We start from the raw sequence: 23,286 nt of genomic DNA, 5'->3' as shown, positions 1-23,286 counted from the left end.
GATGCGTCACCGGAGCGGTTGATTGGCTTACTTCGCGGGGTTCGGCCCGATGCGCTTGCCATGGCTGACGCGTTCGGCACCGCCGTGGACGTGAGTGACCGCGTAATCGATGCCCATGCCGTAAGCGCCGGAATGCTCCTTCACCAGTGTGGTGACCGCATCGTAGGTTTCCTTGCGAGCCCAGTCGCGCTGCCATTCGAGCAAGACCTGCTGCCAGGTGACGGGTATGACGCCAGCCTGCACCATGCGGTCCATTGCATATTTGTGCGCATCGGAAGAGGTGCCGCCGGAAGCGTCGGCGACCATGTAGATTTCGTACTCCGGAACGTCATGCAAAGCAGAGAGTGCAAAGGTCGTGTTGCAGACTTCGGTCCACAGACCGGAGACGACAATCTTCTTGCGGCCGTTTGCAGCATTCTTTGCCAGCGCATCGCGTACGTTCTGATCATCCCAGGAGTTCATCGAGGTGCGTTCAAGGATGTCATTCTGCGGATAGACCGCCAAAAGTTCGGGGAAGGTGTTGCCGGAGAAGCTCTCGGTCTCAACCGTGGTAATCGTGGTTGGCACGTTGAAAATCTTGGCAGCCTTGGCCAAGCCAACAACGTTGTTCTTCAGGGTCTGGCGGTCGATAGACTGAACGCCGAATGCCATCTGCGGCTGCTGATCGATGAAAATGAGCTGGCTGTTGGCGGGGGTAAGAACTTCAAGCTTGGACATGTCAATTCCTCTTCGGTTGTTTTGGACCGCGAATGCGGCCGGTTATGAAATGAGCAGGACCTTTCGGTCGGATGCCGTGCCCAGGGACACAGCTTCCAAGACCGTCGGGAGGTTGAAACCGATGCTTTCTTTCGCTTGCTGCCTCGGCTGCTGAAAGAAAAGGTAGCGCGACTTGCGACCCCGTAGAATTGCAATATTAATTGCGAATGAATTGCTTTTATCGCAATAATAATCTCGCGATCCGGCTGAGCTGCGGACTTCGCACGGGGCTGCGATACGCGGCCACGCGTTCCGAAAACTTCTGAAGGAAATTTGATGCGCAGAGTAGGCCTTGAAGACCTCTGCAGCGTCCTTGATTTCGCTGTTCGGTGGGAAGCGATTTGGCTGAATTTGCCCTGCGCGGCACTGCCAGTGAACAACGGTTGCGCGGTGTGTGAGCCGCGTAATGCTTGGCAGTCTGCCGTTGGGTATTGACACGACAAGATGACGGGTCACCGTTGGCATTGACGCCCCATATCGCGATCACGTCGCCTTATACTTGATCTGAACAACCGTTATTCCAAATTGCAGGTGGGTTCGTGCGACCAAGGAGCCAAGCCTGTCACAGCATACTCCCATTCGGGATAGAGCCACGGGCTCACATCAGCCGTGGGATATCGTCAAAGGAGAACGTGGAGAAGCCCGCCGTTGTGGAGTAACTATCCATGGATATGGATAAAGCTATCCGGACGTGGCGGTACCCTCGTCGTAGGCAGAAAACACGCCCGCAACCCAGTCTGCAAATACCCGATACTTCACGCTCGGAAACCGGCCCGCTGGCCTAACTATGTGAACAGGATAACGTGGTGGCGCCCAATCTTGCAGGATGGGGACCAGTGCGCCGCGAGCGATATGGGCGCGTGCCAAGAATTCAAATGTCTGTCCAATACCCAGCCCCGCCAATATTCCATGCAAATGCGCAGTCGCATCACTGGTGGAGAGCTTGATCGGGCTATAGATTTCTATTTTCTCGTCACCATTCATCAATCGCACTGGTGCGGCCTTCAGGCTGCGCGCGAAAAAGTACTGAACGAAAACATGATCACGCCGCAGATCCGATGGCGAAGCTGGCACGCCGTATTTTTCGAGGTACGCCGGGGTGGCGCAGGTTACTATCTCGACGCTGCATAGTTTCTTCGCAACAAGAGATGCGCTGGGCAGATCTCCGGCACGAATGACGCAATCTATTCCCTCTTCAACGATGTCGGCCTGACGTTCTGTCACACCAAGGTGCAACTCGATCTCTGGATAGAGCGCGTAAAACTCTGGCAACCGAGGGATCAGAATCGTATTGGCGAAGGTCCCTCCTACGTCAACACGAAGTTTTCCCCTGGTGGCAAGGCGCCCGCGGGTCGCCTCGTTGTTCATTTCATCGAAATCGGCGATCAGCCGGAGGGCGCGCTCGTAATAAGCAACGCCCTCGGGTGTCACCGTGAGTGAACGTGTCGTTCGTTCCAGCAATTTGAGGCTCAAGCTGGCCTCAAGATCCTGAACAAGCTTGCTCACGGTGGACCGTGGCGCACCCATCGTGCTGGCAGCCTTTGCAAAGGATCCGGCCTCGACGACGCGAACAAAGGCTCTGATTGCTCCCAATTGATCCATTGGCATTTCTCCATAGAAGCCCGATCAGTTGCCACAGACACCAGTGAGCGGGGGTTGTTAGGCAGTCAGCGGCTCGAGATTTGCCTGGATCTGGTCACGGAACGCTTCATACCGGCTCGGCAACTTAAGCGCCTCGCCCAGATGTGCCGTGTCCTCGTCCCGGTCAAACCCCGGCTCGTTCGTGGCAATCTCGAACAACACGCCGCCTGGTGTGCGGAAGTAGATTGCCCAGAAATAATCGCGGTCAATGACGGGCGTAACCTGATAACCCGTGTCCATCAGTGCCTTGCGAACTTCGAGTTGCTTTTCGCGGTTTTCGACGGCAAAGGCGATATGGTGAACCGAACCGGCGCCCTGACGGGCAAACCACGTTTTCGGCAGTGCTGCGACATCAATCGTATCGGCGCCGTTTCCATTGGGAATGATAAAGCGGGTCACGTCACCTTCCTTCTCGGCGCGTTGATACCCCATGAAACCCAGAAGCTCTTCTGTCGCGGCAGTATCGTGCAGGCTGAACCGGGCGCCGGCAAAACCGCGGATAGCTGCATCGCCCGGAATGCCGTCCGCCAGCCACGGAGCGCGGTTGTCATCGGCAGATTCAATCAGCGCCAGACTGTCACCGTCCGGACCCATGAATTGAAGTCTGTTGGCGCCAAAGACGGTGTCAGTTTTCAAGCCATCGACACCGTGCGCGGTAAACCGATCCTGCCAGAATTTCAATGCGCCCTTTGGCACAGAGAACTGGGTTTCCCCGACCTCACCAACACCGGGACGACCCAGCATCATGTTCGGGAACGGGAAGTAGGTCATGACGGTGCCTGCGGAGCCGTTCTCGTCACCATAATAAAGGTGGTAGACGTTCGGGTCGTCGAAGTTAACGGTCTGCTTGACGCGACGCAGGCCCAGTGTGTCGGTGAAGAAGCGATTGTTCTGACGCGCATCCGAAGCCATTGAGGTTACGTGATGCAGTCCCTTGATATCCTTGATCATGTCCTTGCCTTTCAATGTCGCCGTTAGTGTTTGGCTGTTGACGAATATCTAGGCCGATTGATCACGCCAGAGAATTGCAATATTCATTTCGAGTGCGTTGCTCTTTTTGAAACAATCCCAATGAACGATTACAAAGCTCTGCGAACCTTCCTCCTTGCGGCCGAAAAGCGAAATTTCGCCCAGGTTGCCCGCGAACTCGACATGACGCCGGCTGCAGTCACAAGGGCTATTGCGGCACTTGAAGCCGAACTCGGCGTTCAGCTGTTTGTCCGTACGACCCGGCAAGTGTCGCTGACAACAGACGGTGCGATCTTCGCCGCCCAGATTCAGCCGGCGGTGAAGACGCTTGAAGAAGCGCGCCGCGACGTGATGAACGCTCACAAAGCCGACGAAGGGCGTCTCAGGATCAGTGCGCCAACGTGGTTTGGCAAGGCGGTGCTCCCACCGATCCTCTCCGGCTTCAAAGAGCGGTACCCGAAGATGGGCTTCGAGATATCACTGTCCGACGGACTGGTGAATATCGTTGATGATGACTACGATCTGGCGATCCGCATCTCGTCTCAGCCATCGGACAAGTTCACGATATGGAGGAAAATCCGCGTCGTGCCGCGCATTCTGGTTGCGGCACCGGGAAGCCGGTTTGTCGAGATGCAGCATCCGAACGAGCTGACGCCAGACGATTGCCTCGCCTATAGCGGCGAAAGCCGGCGAGAGAACTGGGTGCTCTCGGACGGCGGCTCGAGCATGACGATATCGGCAGGGCGCGCCTTCAGCGCCAATAATGGTGAGGTTCTGGCCGACATGGCCGCAGATGGAGCAGGCGTTGCCATGCTGCCGAACTTTCATGTCTCGGAACACCTCAAGAGTGGGCGCCTCGTGCACGTCTTCAAGGGCTGGGCCCCACCCGATCTGTGGTTGACCCTCTACTACCCGCCCTATCAGGCTCTGCCTCCCCGCATTGCATCCTTCTCCAAATTCTTCGAGGAGCAGGTTGCGGCGCAGATGGTCATGCTTGATTGATATCCCGGACTGTCCCGCCACAGCGTCCTTGCTGTGCGGAGATCTCGGCCGCGACCCGCGCCTGTAACTGCCAGAGGTTTCGATCGCGAATGCCCTCTGCCTGAAGATCGACGATCGTGTTGTGCAGATACTGGGCGCAGGAACCGCCCTCTCCGCAGGCGCTGGCGATCAGTTTTGCCGTCGTTTCCACCGGTAGCGGCGCCGTCAGACCCGCGCGCTTTGTGCTCGCCCAGAATGTCAGAGCCTTCTGGATGCCGTCAGGCGTTTTGACCTTTACCCAGCGCACCATGTCGATGACTTCCCGATACCTGATTTCGCGGGCGACGAGAGCTCGAAGGTCGTCACGCCGCCGCTCGGACGAGAGTTGCAGGATGACGCCGTCGCACTGTCCACCACGCTCAAGTGCCATCATCAGACCTGGCTGCGCGCTCGTTGCCCGCCAGCGCTCGATTTTCAGGGAAAACGAACGATGCCAGCCATGGGCGGTGGCGCGTCGCCTGCCGGCTGGCTTGAACTCAGGATTCCAGATTAGGGAACCGTATGCAAACACCCAGATCGGATCGCTATCGGCTTCACGCTCGATAGCGGCAACCAGAGCGTCAAGTTCTGTTTCAGATAACGGCGTCCAGCCCGGCTCCGGGCCGTCGTCACGGACGTCTCTGATGGTCAGGGCTACAAGCTCGGGCGTCAACTGCATCGTCGTCTCGATCGGTAGTGCGGCAAGGATTGCATCAGTGGCCGTGGCAGGTTCCGCCACGGCCACCTCTTATCGTCAGGATCGAATGAATGCCAGAAGATCGGCGTTCAGGACATCGGCATTCACGGTCAGCATGCCATGCGAGAAGCCGGGATAGGTCTTCAGCGAACCATTCTTCAGCAGCTTGGCGGACTTCAGTGCAGAATCCGCGATTGGAACGATCTGATCGTCTTCGCCGTGGAGAACGAGCGTCGGCACCGTGATTGCCTTCAGATCTTCCGTCTGGTCGGTTTCGGAGAAGGCCTTGATGCCATCATAGTGCGCCTTTGCACCGCCCATCATGCCCTGGCGCCACCAATTCTGGATTACGCCTTCCTGAACCTTGGCGCCATCGCGGTTAAAACCGTAGAACGGGCCGGCCGGGACATCGCGGAAGAATTGCGCCCGATTGGCCGCCAGCGCCGAACGGAAGCCGTCGAACACTTCGATCGGCAGGCCTTCGGGATTGGCTGCGGTCTTCAGCATCAGCGGCGGGACTGCCGATACCAGAACGGCCTTGGCGACACGACCGGCCGGCTGACCAAACTTCGCCACATAGCGCGCCACTTCGCCACCGCCGGTGGAATGGCCGATATGCACGGCATTTTTCAGATCCAGCGCTTCGACGACAGCGAAAGCGTCGGCGGCATAGTGGTCCATATCATGCCCTTCGGAAACCTGGGCAGAGCGTCCGTGGCCACGGCGATCATGGGCAACGACCCGGTAACCGTTCGCAAGGAAGAACAGCATCTGGGCATCCCAGTCGTCAGACGATAACGGCCAGCCGTGATGGAAGACGATGGGCTGAGCATCCTTGGAGCCCCAATCCTTGTAGAATATTTCGACGCCGTCCTTGGTGGTGATAGTACCCATGGTCTTGTTTCCTTCGATTGATGTGTTGGTGGGGGCAGCGTTTGCTGCGAAGGTGAATACGGGTGAAATGGCCATCGCCGCTGCGGCTGCACCAACTGAAAGCAGTGCGCCACGGCGCGTTATGGAAAAGTCGTTCTGGGTCATTTCACGTCCTGCAAGTGTATGGTTTCGTGTTTCAGGCGACGCCGTTGCTCGTCTGATGCGTGGATATTGCTACCAAGTCGCGGGCACAACAATTGAACTAATAATTCATAGTTTGTTGTGAAATCCGAAATAATACGTTCCGGTCGTTATCGGGACAGTGCGGATTGTCCCGATAACGCGAAATCTATCATTTCTGCTTTGCCGAGACGGCCTTGGCGGCAGCATCGATGGTATCAGCGACGACCGTCGGCTGCGTCATGAACAGGGCGTGGCTTGCTGAGACCTTGGTGATCTTGGCTTTGATGCGTTCGGCCATATGGATCAGCATTGCCTGGTCGAATGCCTTGTCCTCGGTAGCGATCACAGCCCAGCTGGGCTTGGTGCGCCAGGCAGCATGTTCGAGCTTCGTGCCGAACGCCGACATGTTGATCGGGACCTGAGCGTCCCTCATGAACGCAACATCGGCATCGCTAACGTCATGAGCAAAACCAGCCTTGAACTTTGCCGGGCTGACATATCCAAAACCATCCTTCGTGGTTTCGATGACGAATTCCGATGCGGGAGCAAACCCCTGATATTGCTGGGCTGTCGTTTCGCCGGCATCTGGTGAGAGCGCAGAGACATAGACGAGGCCAGCAACCTTTTCATCAACGCCCGCTTCTGTAATGACCGTGCCGCCCCAGGAATGTCCGACCAGAATGACCGGACCATCCTGCCGCTCGAGAGCACGCTTTGTGGCGGCAACGTCGTCTGCGAGAGAAGTCAGGGGATTCTGGACGATGGTCACGCGGTAACCACGCTTTGTGAGATTGTCGTAGACACCCTTCCAGCCAGAGCCGTCAGCAAAAGCGCCATGGACGAGCACGACGTTTTTTACGGACTGGTTCTGGGAAATGGTGTCGGCAGCGTTTGCCGGCAGTGCGGCAGACAATGCGGCGGCAGCAATTGCAGAAAGGGCGGTTGCGGACTTGCGTGTCATGGCTTCTTCCTTTTTTGTTTTGCGATAACTGTTATCGCGATATACGTAAGCTGACAGATGCCGATGCTTCCGTCAAGATAATTCTTATCGCGATATTTATTTTTGCCGTATGATTGACTATATGTATGTGTGAAGGAGCCTAGAATGACCATACGCCACAACAATCCACCGCCCTTGCACGACCAACTGTGCTACGCAATTTATACTGCCGGCATTGCCATCCAGCGCGCTTACAAGCCCCTTCTGGATGAGCTGGGGCTGACGTACCCGCAATATCTCGTGCTAAACGTGCTTTGGAGCGGAGATGAGCAAACCGTTGGCGCCATTGCAAACGCCCTCGCATTGGAATCGAGCACACTGACGCCGCTCTTGAAGCGCCTTGAGACAGCCGGCTTGTTGCGCAGGACCAGAAACCTCAGCAATGAGCGGCAGGTGGTGATCGCGTTGACCGAGGAAGGCCGCGCATTGCAGCACAAGGCGGGCTGCCTCAGCGACACCTTGCTTGCAGCTTCAATGCAAACTCCAAAGGAGCTGGCCGATCTGAACCACGACGTCCGCCATCTCCGCGACGCGATCTATTCACAGATCGGCGGGTGGGACGCGCCCGCCTGATCTGCGGGCGCATCTCGGAACCTACGCTGTCGGCACCGTCCCCCCATCAATTGTGTATTCGGTACCAGTAATCGAAGCCGCGCGGTCGGAAGCGAGGAAGGCGATCAGGTTTGCGACCTCTTCCGGTTTTGCCGGGCGGCCGAGCGGAATGCCGCCCAGTCCATCCATGATGATCTTCTTGCCACCCTCAAGGTCAGTTCCGGCCTGCTTCGCCAGGCGCTCTGCAAGGTGGACGGAGGCTTCCGTTTCGATCCAGCCCGGCGAAACCCGAACCACGCGCACACCTTTGGGCGACACTTCTTTCGACATCGCCTTGCTATAGGTCGAAAGTGCCGCTTTCGCTGCGGCATAGGCTGTTGTCGATTCCGGAAGTGGCAGGACTCTCTGGATGGATGTCACATGCACGACGACGCCGCTTCCCCGGGCGACCATATCCGGGACCAGTTGCCGATCCAGTCGGACAGCCGGATAAAGGTTAAGCGACATTTCCTTGTGCCAGTCATCCTCCGACAGGGCAGAAAAGCCGCCCCCCGATGCTGAGGAGCCACCCAGCATATGGACGATGACATCGACGCCGCCAAGCCGCCGCCGCGTGGCCTCTGCGACGATTTCACATCCCTCTTCGGTGCTCAGGTCCGCATCGACGAACAATTCTTCCGGCATGTTTTCCGGACGGGCACGCGCTGTCGTCAGCACCTTTGCGCCGAGTTCGCGAAACAGGCTGACGGTCGCAGCGCCAGCACCCTTGGTTCCAGCCGTAATGAGTGCGCGTTTGCCTTTCAGATTGAGAAAGTCGATCATGACCGGATCTCCAGCCTGACGATCCTGTCGTCCTTGATCGTGAAGGCATGGATTAGCATCACCGGACTACCGGGAAACTTGCCACTCACCCTCGCCCGCACGAGTGTCTTGTCACCGTCAATCGTGGTTTCCACAGGTTCGGCAACGTATTGAGCCGACCTCTTGGCGGCCACCCACCATTGACGGATGGCGGCAGTGCCCTGATAGCGGGCATTCTCGTCCTCGACCACCGCATCGACATCAAGCGTTTGCAACAGCCCGTCGGCATCGTTGCGGGTGTCAGCGTCAAAATACATATTCACAACTTGGGGCATATCCATCTTATTTCTCCTTGTGAGGTGCCCCTAAGTTAGTGCTCTACCATTGCATGGATAAGTGGGATAAATATGCACGTGATGTTGAACAGATCGGGATAATGGAACAGTTAAACCTTAGGGAACTCGAAGCAGTCATCGCGATCGCCAGGCGCGGGACGTTTCGCGCAGCGGCTATCGATCTCGGTATGTCCACAACTGCGCTCAGCCACACCATCGGCAGGCTTGAGGCGGGGCTCGGCGTACGATTGTTCAATCGCACCACGCGCAGCGTCTCGCTGACAGATGCCGGCAGGCTCTTTGTACAGCAGGTTGCGCCTTCGCTTCAGGACCTTCATGCCGCTCTGGAAACGGTGCGCTCTCAACGCGAGACACCGTCTGGAACGTTACGCATCAATGCGGCACCGTTTGCAGCACGCGCCATCATCTCACCGCTCGTGCTTGAGTTCCTGCGTCGCTATCCCGAGATGAATGTTGATCTGGTCACGGAAGGAAAAATGGTTGATATCGTCAATGACGGTTTTGATCTGGGCGTCAGGGTGGCAGGTCTCGTTCCCAGCGACATGATTGCCGTTTCGCTCGGCCGGCCCCAGCGACACGCTGTTGTTGGTTCTCCGGACTATTTCGCGCAACATCCCAAACCCGTGGTTCCTCCGGATCTTCTCAATCACAGATGCATTCGCGTTCGCTTGCCGGACGGCTCACTGTTTCGATGGCGGTTTGAAAAAGACGACGAGCCGGTGCAAATCGATGTGCGAGGCCCGATCACACTTGATGAAGCGGGCCTTGTGAGGACTTCGGTGCTGGAAGGTACCGGCCTGGGCTATACCATGGAAGAGGAAGTGCTCCCCGACATCAAAGCGGGGCGCCTTGTCCGGGTGCTGGAGGACTGGACACCACCGTATCCGGGGCTCTGCCTGTATTATCCCGGACGCCGAAATCTGTCGGCTGGAGTGAAAGCGTTTCTTGATCTGGCCCGCGAGCTTTCGCGACGAGCGGCTGACTGACCCGCTGACCCCGCATTTGTAGTGGCGGCCCTTTGGGGAGCCGCCACACACGTCTTGGGATAGGGAAACAATCAAGCCTTGATGAAGGCCAACAGGTCTGGATTGATCACGTCGGCATGCGTGGTCAGCATCCCGTGCGGGAAGCCCTTGTAGATCTTCATCGTGCTGTTCTTGATCAGCTTGGCCTGAAGCTCTACGGCGGCCTTGTAGGGAACGACCTGGTCGTCATCACCCTGGGTCACCAGCGTGGGAACGGTAATCGCCTTCAAGTCTTCGGTCTGATCTGTCTCCGAAAACGCCTTGATACCTTCATAGTGCGCCACGGCGCTGCCCATCATCCCCTGGCGCCACCAATTGTCGATCACACCCTGCGAAACTTTCGCATCCGGCCGGTTGAAACCATAAAATGGGCCCGACGCAACATCGAGGAAGAACTGCGCGCGATTGGCTGCCAGGGCGCTACGGAACCCATCGAAGACTTCCATCGGCGTGCCATCAGGATTGGCTGCGGTTTTCAGCATCAGCGGCGGAACGGCGCTGACGAGGATAGCCTTTGCCACGCGTCCCTGTGGCTGACCATGCCGTGCGACGTACCGAGCGACTTCGCCGCCGCCTGTGGAGTGACCGATATGAACGGCATTGCGCAGGTCAAGATATTCGGCGACGGCGGAGGCATCGGCAGCGTAATGATCCATGTCGTGACCATTGCTCACCTGGCTGGAGCGTCCATGGCCGCGGCGGTCGTGGGCCACAACACGATATCCCTTGCTGAGGAAGAACAGCATCTGGGCATCCCAGTCGTCTGACGACAGCGGCCAGCCATGGTGGAAGACGATCGGCTGTGCATCCTTCGGACCCCAGTCCTTGAAGAAGATCTCTACGCAGTCTTTGGTGGTGACGAAATTCGTGGTCATCGATGCAATTCCTTCTGGGTTACGGGAAATTTTCTTTTCGGAAGCCATCGCCGGCATGGCCAAGGCCAGAGAAACCGTGGTGTCGGCCAACAGGACCTGCCGACGGGACAGTGAAAGTTCGTTGATCATGGGCCTCTCCGAAATTTCGCGCGCTCATTCGGCGCCGCGGGTGCTTTCGAACAGGAACCAGGCACGGCGCTCTGCCTCATCCACCCAGTTTTCGATCAGGCTGGCGGTTGCGATGTCGCCATGGTCTTCACAAAGATTGTGTGTCGCCTTCATCAGCGAGACGAGTGTGAGGTTATCGTCGCGAAGCTCGGCCAGCATATCCGCCGGGGTCACGAAATCGGCGTCGTTGTCGAGAAGCCGCTGCAACCTGGAAATATGGCTGATCGAACGAAGTGTGGTGCCGCCGATCTTGCGGGCTCGCTCGGCAATGTCATCCGTCATGGCGAAGATCTGCTCGCCCTGCTCGTCCAGCATCAGGTGGTAATCACGGAAATGCGGACCGCTCATATGCCAGTGAAAATTCTTCGTCTTGAGATAAAGCGCGAAGACATCGGCCAGCAGCGCCGTCAACGCGCCGGAAATATCGGCGGTTGCGTTCGTGCCAAGGGCAGTCGGTGTTGCAAGAGGCGACTTGCGATGTTTTTCAGCGAGGGTGCGGTTCATGGTAATCTCCATTGGGTTTGGGCTTGGGTTTGGGTTTCAGGGATTCAGGGCTTCAGAGCCGTGCAACGATCAGCGGATCGTCGATATCGACAGGAAGAGGCAGGAGGGCTTGCTCGGAAAGGCCCAACTGGCTAGCGATCACATTGCGTGAATAACCGGCCGCCGCTGCTCGGTAACCGATATCTTGTGGCGCGCTGCGACTGAAGAAAATCAGGATATGCAGCGTGCCACTGCCGGTGTTTTCGATGTGATGCGGGTAAGCCGGCGGCACGAAATAGGCGTCACCCGGATGGATCGAATAAGTGTCAGCGCTTCCATCGGGATCAAGGACTGTCATCTGACCGGTCCCTTCGAGCACATAGCCCATTTCGGCGGTCTCGGGGTGCCAGTGCGGTTCGCGCAGGCCAATCTCGCTGATGCGGACAGAAAACATCGAAAGACCATCGAGAACAGACCAAGCCGGAGCCTGCGCGGTCCTTGCAGAGCCCGCCGGCGACGATACGTGCGGCGCTGACTCCTCGACACGGAATTTGAGCCTGTTTGGATGAAGCGCCTGCTTTTCAATGGCTGGCTGGGCCTGCAGGTCGAATATCTCTGTGTTTGCGTTCAGCCTGCCAAAACTCGGCGGCTTTTGCGGTTGCCACTCGAAGGTGCTCAGCAGCACGGCGTCGGACATCACGTCGAAGGCGCCAGACAGGCTGAAATCTTCCGGATCCTCGTTCGAAAAGGCAAGGATGAACTCCGCCTCCGTCTCACCGGTATTTTCAATTGCGTGAACCGTGCCTGACGGAACGAAGAACATTTCGCCAATGCCGATAAGAAAGACGTCGCGGCTGCCATGATTGCCGACGACAGTCACCAGTGCCTGGCCGCGGACACAGTAGCCCAGTTCATTGGCATTCGCATGCCAGTGAGGCTCCCTGATCGCGTGTGCCGTGAGCACCAGCCTGCGTATTGAAAGGCCTTTGAGGATTGGCAGTTGATCGCGACCAAGGCGCATGATCGATCCCGCCGGGCTTTCGAAGGCTGCAGGCCGGTCCTTGAGAGAAAGAACATGTTTTGAAATCTGCATCTTCAGCTCCTGCCCACATCGTTTGTTTGACGAGATGGTTGTAGGCGAGGATCTGGTTGCGCGGTATCCAATGCTTGGTTAGTCGGACTGACACCTAAGTATAGTGGCTCACCTGCCGAACCGAGGCTACAAATTCAGGCCCTCCACTGAAGAGATGCTGCATGCCAATGCACCCTGAATGTTCAAGCGCGCCCTTTCACATGGATGTCGCGATCCATCTGAGGCCATCCCAGTCCTGGAATGGCCTTTCTTTTTTGCGCGGTTATGAGATTGAGTTTGCATAGGAATATTGGAATTGCCATTTGCGTTTTGGCAGCAGGGATGGCTTGATAATGCGGTCGATCTCAACGTGGGAAATCTCCTTGCATTCGCTGGTCCTGGTAAACCCGGAAAGACGGCTGCCGGCGCGCTTTGAACTTGGCGTGCTCGTCTGCGCATTTTTACTCGCAGCGCTGATCTTCTATCTCGATACCTATACCGACATTCACAGCGCGCTTGCCACGCTCTATGTCATCACCTTGCTTCTGTCGGCAGAAACCCTGACAGAAAAAGGAACGATGCTGGTGACCGGTATCTGTATCAGTCTGGCGGCAGTCTCGTATCTTGCAGCTCATGGGCTGCAAACCGACCTCGCCGCAACCCTACGCCTGGCGGTCGCGGTTGCTGCAATGTTGATCACCTGCGCCTTGATCATCCGCAATCAGCGCGCGCGCCTCAATCTTGTGAAATTCAATGCCGCCCTGCAGAGCAGCGAAGAGCGCTACCGGACGATTTTCGAGCAAAGCCGCGTTGCACTTTGGGAGCGCGACTATTCGCAGGTCCGCGCAATGCTGATGGCGTTGAAAGCAGATGGTGTCAAAGACCTTAGTGCTCACGCTCGGGAGAACCCGGATTTTCTGGAGCGATGCATCGTCAGCGTCCCTACCGTTGCCGCCAACGCGGCGGCACTTGAATTGCTGGGCCATGTGGGCAACAACAATCCCGGTTCCATGCGCCGCTATATTGCCCAGGACGACGCCACCTTTCTCGATCTCATCGCGGCAATTTTCAACAACGAGACGCATTTCGAAGGCAAGGGCAGCATCATTACCAGCGATGGCACCAGCAAATTTGTGCTGCTGACCGTTGGCTTTCCTGAAGATCCTGCCAATTTCAACCGTGTCATTGTCGGTATGTTCGACATTACGGAGCGGGAACTCGCCCAGAAAGCACTGTTCGAGGCCCAAGCGGAATTGGCATTGGCGTCGCGCGCGGCAACAGTCGGCGCATTATCGGCTTCGCTCGCGCACGAACTCAATCAGCCGCTCGGCGCCTTGGTGGTCAACGCCCAGACCCTGCAGCGCTGGCTGGATCGCGACCCGCCGGATCTGGCAGCCGTTTCCCGCTCAGCTGAGCGCATCGCTCGTGACAGCCAGCGTGCCAGCGACATCATTCAGAGCGCACGATCAATGCTTGGTAACCGCCCGCCCGATATCGAGTCGGTTTCGCTGGCCGATCTCGTCACGGAGACACGCGCGCTGATGGAGAGCGAGCTGGTCAGAAACGGGGTCATTGTTGAAATAGCTGAAGCAAGCGATGTGCCCACCGTCAACGCTGTGCGGATAGAGCTGCAGCAAGTCTTGATCAACCTGATCACCAATTCCCTTCACGCAATGGCCGAAACCCCGGAAGCGATGCGGCGGATATCGGTAACGATCGAGCCTGGGGATGATCAAAGCGTGATCATCAAGGTTCTCGACACAGGTCCCGGGCTCAGTCCGGACGTTCTCAAAAACCTGTTCAAACCATTCTGCACGACCAAACCAACCGGGCTTGGCATGGGCCTTGCCATCTGCCGCAGCATGCTCGAAGCCCGCGGCGGCACGCTGTCTGCCAGCAATCACATCGATGGTGGCGCATTGTTCGAAATGATCGTCCCGATGGAGGCAACCCATGAATGATGCGAGAAAGTCCGGCAAACCGCCGAACGGCGATACGCCGGTTGTCTACGTCGTCGATGACGATACTGCGATACGCGAGGCTTTGGTCGATCTGTTCCTGTCAATTCGAACAGAAGCAAAATCCTTTGAAAGCGCCCAGGACCTGCTCGAAAATGCCGATCTGGACCGACCTGGCTGCATTCTTCTCGACGTTCGCCTGCCGGGTGCGAACGGCCTTGATTTTCAGCTCCACCTGGAAAAACTCGGCAACCGAATGCCTATCATCTTCATGACCGGTCACGGTGATATACCAATGACAGTCCGTGCCATGAAAGCAGGCGCCATCGACTTCCTGACCAAACCTTTTCGGGACCAGGACATCCTCGACGCCGTCTCGGTCGCTTTTCAGAAAGATCGGGAAATGCGCCAGCAATCTGCTGCAAATGGCGCCGTCGTGGAGCTGGCCAAGACATTGACCCGCCGCGAGCATGAGGTCATGACGGCTGTCGTGCAAGGCCTGATGAACAAGCAGATTGCGTTCAACCTCGGGATCAGTGAGATCACGGTCAAGCTGCATCGCGGCAATGTCATGCGCAAAATGGAGGCGCGCTCCGTAGCCGAACTGGTGCGCAAGGCGGAACTGCTGGGCCTTTGAGGCCAAAACCTAGACCCTTGTATGGTGCAATGTTGTGTCTCGATGGCGCATATAGAAGCCAGTTGATTTTAAGACGCAAGGCCCAATCAAATTGTCCAGAACACCTGTCATAGCCATCGTTGACGACGATCGGTCGATCCGCGAAGCCCTTGACGATCTCGTTTTGTCCTGCGGTTACGAGAGCCGGCTGTTTTCGTCTGCGGAAGACTTTCTGGCCCGCGGTGATCGCGTTGCGATCGACTGCATGCTGGTCGACGTTAAAATGCCAGGCTTGAGCGGCATCCAGATGCAGGACGTGTTAAACTCGCGTGGTGATCAAAAGCCGCCGATGATCTTCATGACATCCTATTGCGACGAGCGAACGAGAGCAGCGGCAATGGATGGCGGTGCATTCGCATTCCTTGGGAAACCAGTCGATTTCAACCAGCTTATACTGTGTCTTGAAGAAGCACTGAAGCACTGAAATTTCCAACACGTTCAGGAGTGGAACCATGTCTGATCAATGCTCGCACCTGCCGACGATCCGATCGGTCAAGCCCATGACACTTGGCTGCGAGGAATGTCTCGAAACTGGCCAGATATGGCTTCATTTGAGGCTCTGCCGCGAATGTGGTCATGTCGGCTGCTGCGATCAGTCCCCCGGCCGCCACGCGACCGCGCATTTCCACACCACCCGCCACCCCATCATCGAGGGCTATGACCCGCCGGAAGGCTGGGGCTGGTGTTATGTGGACGAAACCATGGTGAACCTGCCTGATCAGACACCGCAACGCGGGCCGATACCGCGATATTACTGAACTTCGCCGAAAAATCGGCGGTGACCTGCGGACGACATTTCCAGCTGGAGGTAACAGATGGCAGATCTCAGCGCGCGCCTGGACCAGATGTTTCCGGTGCTCAACCCCCATCAGGTCGAGACGGCCAAGCGTTTTGCCAGCGGCGAGCCAAAAGATTTCGCCCGTGGTGACTTCGTCTACAAGGTAGGAGACCACGCAGCGCCCGCCTGGCTGGTGCTGAAGGGATCGATGGACGTGTTTCGCCACGAAGGTCTTTCCGGCGAGGCGCCGATCACGACGCATGGAGCAGGCCAGTTGTCTGGCGAAGTCAACCAGCTGTCTGGTCGACCGACACTTGCCGGGGCCCGCGCCGGGTCCGAGGGCTGCACGGCCATTCCCTTTGATGCCGCCCATTTGCGGGCCTTGGTGATCGGATCGGCCGATGTCGGCGAAATCATCATGCGCGCCTTCATCCTGCGCCGCGTCGGTCTGATCGATGCAGGCGCAGGTTCTGTTCTGATTGGAACCGCTGGCAATGCCGCGCTCTCGCGCCTGCAAGGATTTCTAGCCCGCAATGCCTTTCCCCACATCGTGCTTGATGCTGCCATGGAGGGTGAAGGTAAGGCGCTGATCGAACGTCTGGGTATTCTCGCCTCCGACCTTCCGCTAATGGTCTGCCCCAACGGCACCGTGCTCAAGAAACCGACCGATGCGGAGGCCGCAGCATGTCTCGGCATGACGCCGGACCTCAAGCCCGGAAAGCTCTATGACGTCGCTGTTGTCGGCGCTGGACCCGCGGGCCTTGCCACCGCCGTCTATGCCGCTTCGGAAGGGCTCGACGTCCTTGTCATCGATGAACACTCGATTGGGGGGCAGGCCGGCGCTTCGTCTCGGATCGAAAACTATCTCGGCTTCCCGACGGGCATATCCGGACAGGCGCTGGCGGGACGTGCCTACAATCAGGCCCTCAAGTTCGGGGCGGAAATGGTTCTTCCCGTCGCTGTCAAAAATCTGATCCCTCCGAAAGATGACGCCGGTGTGCTGGCGCTCGAACTCGACGGTGGAAAATCGGTGACGGCCCGCAGTGTCGTCATCGCATCCGGCGCTCGCTACAGGCGACCGGACATCACCAACATTGACGGTTTCGAGGGCAACGGCGTTTCCTATTGGGCCTCGCCGATCGAGGCAAAACTTTGCGCCGGCGAAGAGATCGTCCTGGTTGGCGGCGGCAATTCGGCAGGCCAGGCCATCGTCTTTCTGGCGCCTCAGGTCAAGACACTTCATCTGGTCGTGCGGCGCGCACTCGATGATACGATGTCGCAATATCTGATCGACCGTATCAAGGCCCTGCCGAACGTCCAACTGCACATGCATTGCGAAGTGGACGCGATCAATGGCGATAACGCCACTGGCATTTCCTCCGCAAGACTGCGCAACCGCCTGGATGGAAGCGTGAACACCTTGCCGCTTCATCATCTCTTCCTTTTTATCGGCGCGGATCCGAACGCTGGCTGGATCAGCAGCCGGGTGCAAACCGATGACAAGGGCTTCATCGTCACTGGGCAATCCTTCGATGAGCATTGTCGTTTTTCCCGCAAGCCATTGCCTCTCGAAACCAGCCTGCCAAATGTCTTTGCCATCGGGGATGTCCGTGCCGGATCGACCAAGCGGGTCGCGGCAGCAGTTGGGGAAGGTGCCGCCGTCGTCTCGCAAATCCACGCCGCACTAAGCCTGATGAAGCCCCCAAACTGAAGCATCCGACCTTTCTCAAAATCAAAAACCCGCTGGCAGAAGCCAGCGGGTTAAAAATATCGTTCTTGAGTACCGTGACAGACAGCCGGTCGATACTCAGATAGCCGACGCACCGAGTTGCCGGCCATAAGCAACGATTTCTCGGCCAACCGCGATGCGATCATCCTCGAACCGCTGCAAGGCACTGGGAAGGTCAACCTCGGACTCCAGGCAGTTGCTCAACGCCATGACATCGCCCGCTGCCTTCGACACGCCCATCGCGGTGTGCGGACGCGCGACAAAGGCGGCGTCGCCGATGAGGACGACCGAACGGCCCGTCATGCGCGGCGACTCGTAGTCGAAAATGCCCTGGATAGAGGGGCTTGGCTCCGCCTCGACCGCCTGTGCGAATTGCGGCGGAAGCATCTGCAGAGCATCGACGCGCAACGCCTCCAGACGGTCGCTCGACAAGCCACCACGCGGCAGCGAAAATGCATGCGTTCGCCCATCCAGATCGGTGAACGTGTGGGCAAGTTCGCTTGCTGGCACTTTGCGATACCAGACCCAGTTATATCGGCGATTGCCGATGTCCATTTCGCCCTTCGAGCCCGGGACAAGATAACCGAGCGCATGTACGCCCGGCCTGACATGAAAGGCAAACCGGTCGAGAAGCAGATTAGCTGCCGTTGGAAGCCTCGTTTCCGGGATCAATCCACGCCATGCGACATAGCCGGAATAGCGGTTTTGATTGTCTCCGGGATTTACCGCTGCGCGCACCACGGAACCAAGGCCATCGGCACCGATAACCAGATCGGCATTCACGCGCGTGCCGTCACCAAAAATCAGCTCCGCGCCACTCTCGCCATCCAGCACTTTGACGACATCCCGACCCAGCACATAGCTTCCTGAAGCGATGCGAGAAGCGACAGTTTCGAACAGGTAATCCCAGGAAATCTGGGTCTGGGGCGCCTTAACGGTCTGGGCGATACGGCCGTCCTGATCGAGATAGATGCGCTCCCTAGCCACCACGCCGATACGGGCGACATGCTCGCAGCCAATCAGCCGGAGAATGTGCAGCAGGTCCCTCTGACCGACGAGGCCAGCTCCCCGACCTGCAAGACCGCTCTTCGATCGCTCGTAGATGCGGACATCGTGGCCAGCCTGTTGTAACATGATGCCAGCGAAGAGGCCGGCAAGCGAACCGCCGACGATTCCTATGCGTAGTTTTTCCATCGTTCCGCCCTCAGTTTCCGACAACCGTCAGCGAATGCCGGCGATGATGAAATATTTTAACCGCGAAGGCTGCGAGGCCAAACGCCGCGCCGAGAAGGCTGACGACAAGCCAGCCGCCCTGCCCCCAGGCCAGTGTCGCCATCGCCGAACCTGTGGCACCCCCCAGAAACATGCCAGTCATGAAGACCGTGTTGAGACGGCTACGCGCATCGGCATCCAGGGCATAAATGATGTGCTGGTTAGAAATCAGCGCGCTCTGTATGCCGAAATCAAGTACGATGACGCCTACAACCAAGGAAGCGATCGATGCCCAGAGGCCGAAGATAAGCCAGGCGGCGATCGTCAATCCGGCGCCCATCCAGACCACGAAATGCGGTCCCCGTCTGTCGGCAACAACTCCTGCCAGAGGCGCTGCAAATATGCCGACCGCACCGACGATCCCAAACAGACCCGCGACATCCGCACCGAGCTGAAATTCTGGCCCCGCCAGATAGAGAGCGAGGATGGTCCAGAAGGCCGTGAACGACGCGAACAGAAACGCCTGGATGATAGTCGCTGCCCTCAAGGCCGGGTGGCGTTTCCATAGCTGGCCGAGCGACCGGAGCGCCTGATGATATCGCAAAGTCGAGGTTGGGCGATGATGCGGCAGGACCGCAAACATGAGGCCCGCGGCGAGCAGGGCGAGCGGTACGCCGATCCAGAACATTTCCCGCCAGCCGGCGTGTTCGCCCACAAAGCCCGACAGGGTGCGGCTGAATAATATGCCCGACAATACGCCTGCCATGACGGTGCCGATTGTGGCGCCGCGCTTTTCGGGCGCGGCCAGCGATGCCGCAAAGGGCACGATCTGCTGGGCGACTGTCGAGCATGCTCCAACCATGACCGATGCTGCAACCAGCATCCAGGCCGTCGGCGCTAGTGCAGCCAGCGCGAGCGCGGCGGCAAGCACCACGAATTGCCCGATGATCATCCGACGGCGATTAACGAGGTCGCCGAGCGGCAGTAAAAGGAATAACCCCAGTGCGTAACCGAGTTGCGTTGCGGTGGGCACCATGCCGGTAACTGGCTGCCAACTGAAATCCGCCTCGATAAGCCCGAGCATCGGCTGATTGTAGTAGATGTTTGCGACGGCAATACCGCCCGCGACGGCCATGGCCAGAAGCGCCACTTGTCCGATCGCATCATTGTGGGTGGCGCTTGCCGCCCCGGCTTGCATCTGTCCTGTCTTTTCCATGATACTGTTCCACCGCCAATCTTGATCTGGGCAAAATATGCTCAATCTCGTTGGCCGCACATTCGATAGACGTCTACCTGGACCTATACATCGGTCTAGGTTCGTACTGATGCGTTCGATGCTAGATTTATTCAAACACGCTGAAGGGAGACTGTGATGAGCGAGAAGCGGCCAGATGGGATAGAGCATTATACAGCGCCAGCAGGTGGCTGGGGCGCACTAAAAGCCGTTGCCAAAACCCTTGCTCACCAGCAGATCATCGCCGAGGGCGCGGCGACATTGTTAAAGGCAAACCAGCCCGAAGGCTTCGATTGTCCCGGCTGCGCCTGGCCCGATCCGAAGCACACAAGTTCGTTTGAGTTCTGCGAGAACGGAGCAAAAGCGATCACCTGGGAATCGACGGCTAAGCGCGTTGGCCCCGATTTCTTTACCGCTCATTCGGTGACTGATCTCTGGCAATGGACCGACCACAAGCTTGAAGATCAGGGGCGCCTCACGCATCCGCTGATCTATGATCATGCCAGTGACCGCTACGTGCCGATCGAATGGGATGCCGCATTCGCGCGTATTGCCTCGGAGTTGAACGCCCTTCCCAGCCCTCATATGGCCGAGTTCTACACGTCCGGTCGTGCCTCCAACGAAGCGGCGTTTCTCTTTCAGCTCTTCGTTCGCGCCTATGGCACCAACAATTTCCCCGACTGTTCCAACATGTGCCACGAAGCCACCAGCGTCGGTCTGCCCCTGTCGATCGGTGTCGGCAAGGGCACTGTAACGCTGGAGGATTTCGATCATGCCGACGCGATCTTTTCGTTCGGGCACAATCCCGGCACCAACCATCCGCGCATGATGACGACATTACATGAGGCCTCCCGTAGGGGTGTGCCGATCGTCGTCTTCAATCCACTCAAGGAGCGGGCGCTGGAGCGGTTTGCAGCCCCGCAGGATCCGATCGAAATGGCGACGATGTCATCCACGCCGATCGCGTCTGCCTATCATCAGGTTCGTACCGGCGGCGATCTTGCCGCACTCAAGGGCATGATGAAGCGCATCTTCGAGCGGGACGCGGCCGATATCGAAGCTGGCGGACCCGGCGTCATCGACCGCGATTTCATCGCGGCGCATACGATTGGCCTCGAAGCCCTGCAAGCCGATATCGACCAGACGCAATGGCCGGAGATTATCGAGAAATCCGGCCTGTCACTGGAAGCGCTCGATAGCGCCGTGGATGTCTATCTCAACGCGAAAAACGTCATTCTCTGTTATGGCATGGGCATCACACAGCATGCCCACGGCACGGCCAATGTGCAGCAACTCGCCAATTTCCTGATGCTGCGCGGCAATATAGGCCGGCCAGGCGCCGGTATCTGTCCCCTGCGCGGCCATTCCAACGTTCAGGGTGACCGGACCGTCGGCATCACTGAAATTCCCAACGAGGCTCTTCTTGCTGGCATGGAGAAAGCCTTCGGTTTCCGCCCGTCTGGTGAAAAGGGCCATAATGCCGTGGAGGCAATCGAGGCCATCATTGAGGGCAGGTCGAAAGCGTTGGTGTGTCTTGGTGGCAATCTTGCTGTCGCCATGTCCGATCCTGAAGCGACGTTCGCGGGCATGCGGAAACTCGATCTGGCCGTTCATCTTGCGACAAAGCTCAATCGCTCGCATCTGCTGCTGGCAAAGACATCGATCCTCCTGCCGGTTCTGGGCCGAACGGATCTGGATATTCAGGCGACAGGGCGCCAATCCGTCACGGTAGAGGATTCGATGTCGATGGTGCACGCGTCGCGCGGTTTCCTCAAACCGCCAAGCGATGAGTTGCGCTCGGAACCCTGGATCGTTGCCGGCATGGCCAAGGCGACGCTTGGTAATCGACACGACATCGACTGGGACGGCATGGCCGGCGACTATGAGCAGATCCGCGACAAGATCGAAATCGTATTTCCCGATTTTCATGATTTCAATACGCGCGTGAAAACGCCCGGAGGCTTCCGGCTCACGGTCGCGGCTTCTGATCGTGTGTGGAATACGCCGTCCGGCAAGGCCGAATTTCTCGTCGCACCGGGCCTTGATGAGGACACACGCTTGCACGACCCCGAAGCCCTTGTGCTGACCACCTTGCGCAGTCATGACCAGTACAACACCACCATATACAGCCTCGACGACCGCTACCGTGGTGTCTACGGCCGCCGCGACGTCATCTTCATGAACCAGCGGGACCTTGAAACGCGGGGACTAAGAGACGGAGACCTCATCGATGTCGAAGCAATTTGCGGGAGTGGCGCCAAAACCGCTACCGGATTTACCGCCGTTGCCTACAATATTCCGCCCGGCTCGGTAGCAGGTTATTACCCCGAAATGAACCAGGTCATTGCGCTCGCAGACTACGACAGGAAATCCGGGACCCCAGCATATAAGGGCGTTCCAGTGAGGATACGCCGATCCACGTAACCGAGCTTTATTTTACTAACAATCCGGGCCAGCTTCCCAGAAACAGAAGTCTTCGTTGCAGCAAGCGACAAGATGTCGGCGGCGAAGGACGGAAAATTAGGTAGCCGATACGACGTGTTCCTTGTGTTGAGCGCATTATTAATGATAAGCGTCAGCAATGCTCTCAATCCATGATGATATCCAACTTCATGGAGACGGCGCCGTCGAAAGGGTTCGGACATGCGGATCACCAAGGAAAAGAAGCAGGAAAATCATGACCGGATTGTTGCGATTGCATCCGGGATGTTTCGCGAACGAGGGTTCGATGGCGTTGGCGTGGCTGACCTGATGGAGGGTGCGGGCCTGACCCATGGTGGATTTTACAACCACTTCGTCTCGAAGGAGGCGCTCATAGCAGAAGCCTCCGCCAAAGGGTTTTCCGAAACGTTGGCACGCTATGCCGGGTATGATTTGGGCGAGATGATCGACGCCTACATCTCGCGCACGCATCGTGATGCGCGTGGCCAAGGCTGCACGGCCGCTGCACTGAGCGGGGAAGCAGCGCGGCTGCCAAATGAAACCAGAGCTGTTTTCGGCGAAGGCATCGAGCGCCTTGTTGACGCGCTGGAGAGCAATCTTGCGGCGAACCAGCCCGCCGGCTCAAATGCCCGCACGCAAGCCATCAGCATTATGGCGCAAGCTGTCGGGGCCATCGTGCTATCGCGGGCCTGCCCGGACGCATCGGCCCTGGCAGATGAAATTCTTGATATTTGCCGCGCAGATTGCCGGGCATCTGTCGAAAATGGCGGGCGGGAGCAATAGGGC

The 23,286-nt window shown here is 57.8% G+C and carries 23 protein-coding genes; 10 read left to right on the top strand and 13 right to left on the bottom strand.

The window, feature by feature from the left end:
• Nucleotides 1-27: 27 nt before the first annotated feature.
• From ASD46_RS23275 to ASD46_RS23260, 3 genes are all read right to left on the bottom strand, one after another.
• The gene (locus ASD46_RS23275; protein ID WP_013762171.1) at nucleotides 28-717 is read right to left on the bottom strand and encodes a hydrolase; all 690 of its coding nucleotides are present in this window, start codon (nucleotides 715-717) and stop codon (nucleotides 28-30) included.
• Nucleotides 718-1,437: 720 nt separating this feature from the next.
• A complete protein-coding gene (locus ASD46_RS23265) occupies nucleotides 1,438-2,358 on the bottom strand; it encodes a LysR family transcriptional regulator (RefSeq protein ID WP_035200020.1) in 921 nt (306 codons plus the stop codon).
• A gap of 57 nt (nucleotides 2,359-2,415) precedes the next feature.
• Complete coding sequence (locus ASD46_RS23260; protein ID WP_060642822.1) at nucleotides 2,416-3,348, bottom strand: VOC family protein; 933 nt, start codon at nucleotides 3,346-3,348, stop codon at nucleotides 2,416-2,418.
• A gap of 120 nt (nucleotides 3,349-3,468) precedes the next feature.
• Here ASD46_RS23260 and ASD46_RS23255 point away from each other — a divergent pair, with 120 nt between their 5' ends.
• Nucleotides 3,469-4,368, top strand: a complete 900-nt coding sequence (locus ASD46_RS23255) for a LysR family transcriptional regulator (RefSeq protein WP_003519235.1) — start codon at nucleotides 3,469-3,471, stop codon at nucleotides 4,366-4,368.
• On the opposite strand, the gene ASD46_RS23250 is transcribed toward ASD46_RS23255, so the two are convergent.
• From ASD46_RS23250 to ASD46_RS23240, 3 genes are all read right to left on the bottom strand, one after another.
• Nucleotides 4,355-5,065: a gamma-glutamylcyclotransferase gene (locus tag ASD46_RS23250; protein WP_025595163.1), complete on the bottom strand. Its 711-nt coding sequence runs from the start codon at nucleotides 5,063-5,065 to the stop codon at nucleotides 4,355-4,357. The two genes, ASD46_RS23255 and ASD46_RS23250, sit on opposite strands and share 14 nt — an antisense overlap.
• A gap of 75 nt (nucleotides 5,066-5,140) precedes the next feature.
• Complete coding sequence (locus ASD46_RS23245; RefSeq protein WP_019566822.1) at nucleotides 5,141-6,121, bottom strand: alpha/beta fold hydrolase; 981 nt, start codon at nucleotides 6,119-6,121, stop codon at nucleotides 5,141-5,143.
• A gap of 187 nt (nucleotides 6,122-6,308) precedes the next feature.
• Nucleotides 6,309-7,100, bottom strand: coding sequence for an alpha/beta fold hydrolase (locus ASD46_RS23240; protein WP_013762166.1), 792 nt, complete (start codon nucleotides 7,098-7,100; stop codon nucleotides 6,309-6,311).
• Nucleotides 7,101-7,244: 144 nt separating this feature from the next.
• On the opposite strand from ASD46_RS23240, the gene ASD46_RS23235 reads away from it, so the two are divergent.
• Complete coding sequence (locus ASD46_RS23235; RefSeq protein ID WP_025595165.1) at nucleotides 7,245-7,712, top strand: MarR family winged helix-turn-helix transcriptional regulator; 468 nt, start codon at nucleotides 7,245-7,247, stop codon at nucleotides 7,710-7,712.
• Nucleotides 7,713-7,733: 21 nt separating this feature from the next.
• On the opposite strand, the gene ASD46_RS23230 is transcribed toward ASD46_RS23235, so the two are convergent.
• Both ASD46_RS23230 and ASD46_RS23225 read right to left on the bottom strand, forming a co-directional pair.
• Nucleotides 7,734-8,513, bottom strand: coding sequence for an SDR family oxidoreductase (locus ASD46_RS23230; protein ID WP_013762165.1), 780 nt, complete (start codon nucleotides 8,511-8,513; stop codon nucleotides 7,734-7,736).
• Nucleotides 8,510-8,833, bottom strand: coding sequence for a nuclear transport factor 2 family protein (locus tag ASD46_RS23225; protein WP_013762164.1), 324 nt, complete (start codon nucleotides 8,831-8,833; stop codon nucleotides 8,510-8,512). The genes ASD46_RS23230 and ASD46_RS23225 overlap by 4 nt, the downstream gene beginning before the upstream one ends.
• 47 nt (nucleotides 8,834-8,880) lie before the next feature.
• Between ASD46_RS23225 and ASD46_RS23220 the strand changes: the two genes are divergently transcribed.
• A complete protein-coding gene (locus ASD46_RS23220; RefSeq protein WP_156390103.1) occupies nucleotides 8,881-9,834 on the top strand; it encodes a LysR family transcriptional regulator in 954 nt (317 codons plus the stop codon).
• A gap of 71 nt (nucleotides 9,835-9,905) precedes the next feature.
• Here ASD46_RS23220 and ASD46_RS23215 read toward each other — a convergent pair whose 3' ends face one another.
• Genes ASD46_RS23215 through ASD46_RS23205 form a run of 3 tightly spaced genes read right to left on the bottom strand, consistent with a single transcriptional unit; the run spans nucleotide 9,906 to nucleotide 12,492 of the window.
• Nucleotides 9,906-10,877 carry an alpha/beta fold hydrolase gene (locus ASD46_RS23215; protein ID WP_060642821.1) on the bottom strand — a complete coding sequence of 324 codons (972 nt, stop codon included), beginning with the start codon at nucleotides 10,875-10,877 and terminating at the stop codon, nucleotides 9,906-9,908.
• 24 nt (nucleotides 10,878-10,901) lie between these two features.
• Nucleotides 10,902-11,420, bottom strand: coding sequence for a Dps family protein (locus ASD46_RS23210; protein ID WP_003519251.1), 519 nt, complete (start codon nucleotides 11,418-11,420; stop codon nucleotides 10,902-10,904).
• A gap of 52 nt (nucleotides 11,421-11,472) precedes the next feature.
• Nucleotides 11,473-12,492 carry a cupin domain-containing protein gene (locus tag ASD46_RS23205; protein ID WP_025595169.1) on the bottom strand — a complete coding sequence of 340 codons (1,020 nt, stop codon included), beginning with the start codon at nucleotides 12,490-12,492 and terminating at the stop codon, nucleotides 11,473-11,475.
• Between the two features lie 362 nt (nucleotides 12,493-12,854).
• Between ASD46_RS23205 and ASD46_RS23200 the strand changes: the two genes are divergently transcribed.
• The 5 genes from ASD46_RS23200 (at nucleotide 12,855) to ASD46_RS23180 (ending at nucleotide 17,594) form a co-directional block, all read left to right on the top strand.
• Entirely contained in the window at nucleotides 12,855-14,432 is a 1,578-nt protein-coding gene (locus ASD46_RS23200; protein ID WP_060642820.1) for an ATP-binding protein, read from the top strand.
• Nucleotides 14,425-15,066 (top strand): response regulator transcription factor, encoded by a 642-nt coding sequence (locus tag ASD46_RS23195; RefSeq protein ID WP_003519256.1) that lies wholly within the window; start codon nucleotides 14,425-14,427, stop codon nucleotides 15,064-15,066. The genes ASD46_RS23200 and ASD46_RS23195 overlap by 8 nt, the downstream gene beginning before the upstream one ends.
• Nucleotides 15,067-15,157: 91 nt before the next feature.
• The gene (locus tag ASD46_RS23190; protein ID WP_025595171.1) at nucleotides 15,158-15,529 is read left to right on the top strand and encodes a response regulator transcription factor; all 372 of its coding nucleotides are present in this window, start codon (nucleotides 15,158-15,160) and stop codon (nucleotides 15,527-15,529) included.
• Between the two features lie 28 nt (nucleotides 15,530-15,557).
• Complete coding sequence (locus tag ASD46_RS23185; RefSeq protein ID WP_060642819.1) at nucleotides 15,558-15,863, top strand: UBP-type zinc finger domain-containing protein; 306 nt, start codon at nucleotides 15,558-15,560, stop codon at nucleotides 15,861-15,863.
• 57 nt (nucleotides 15,864-15,920) lie between these two features.
• A complete protein-coding gene (locus ASD46_RS23180; RefSeq protein ID WP_060642818.1) occupies nucleotides 15,921-17,594 on the top strand; it encodes an FAD-dependent oxidoreductase in 1,674 nt (557 codons plus the stop codon).
• A gap of 96 nt (nucleotides 17,595-17,690) precedes the next feature.
• Here ASD46_RS23180 and ASD46_RS23175 read toward each other — a convergent pair whose 3' ends face one another.
• Together ASD46_RS23175 and ASD46_RS23170 are read right to left on the bottom strand one after the other, a co-directional pair.
• Nucleotides 17,691-18,806 (bottom strand): FAD-dependent monooxygenase, encoded by a 1,116-nt coding sequence (locus ASD46_RS23175; protein ID WP_060642817.1) that lies wholly within the window; start codon nucleotides 18,804-18,806, stop codon nucleotides 17,691-17,693.
• A gap of 10 nt (nucleotides 18,807-18,816) precedes the next feature.
• The gene (locus tag ASD46_RS23170; RefSeq protein WP_060642816.1) at nucleotides 18,817-20,040 is read right to left on the bottom strand and encodes an MFS transporter; all 1,224 of its coding nucleotides are present in this window, start codon (nucleotides 20,038-20,040) and stop codon (nucleotides 18,817-18,819) included.
• Between the two features lie 156 nt (nucleotides 20,041-20,196).
• Here ASD46_RS23170 and ASD46_RS23165 point away from each other — a divergent pair, with 156 nt between their 5' ends.
• A complete protein-coding gene (locus ASD46_RS23165) occupies nucleotides 20,197-22,482 on the top strand; it encodes an FdhF/YdeP family oxidoreductase (RefSeq protein WP_060642815.1) in 2,286 nt (761 codons plus the stop codon).
• Nucleotides 22,483-22,701: 219 nt separating this feature from the next.
• Nucleotides 22,702-23,283, top strand: coding sequence for a TetR/AcrR family transcriptional regulator (locus tag ASD46_RS23160; protein ID WP_060642814.1), 582 nt, complete (start codon nucleotides 22,702-22,704; stop codon nucleotides 23,281-23,283).
• Nucleotides 23,284-23,286: the final 3 nt, after the last annotated feature.

Source organism: Rhizobium sp. Root491, from assembly GCF_001427205.1.
In the GTDB taxonomy this organism is placed as follows: domain Bacteria; phylum Pseudomonadota; class Alphaproteobacteria; order Rhizobiales; family Rhizobiaceae; genus Agrobacterium; species Agrobacterium tumefaciens.
Note: the sequence above shows the minus strand (reverse complement) of the source record. Positions and strands in the feature narration are given on the sequence as shown.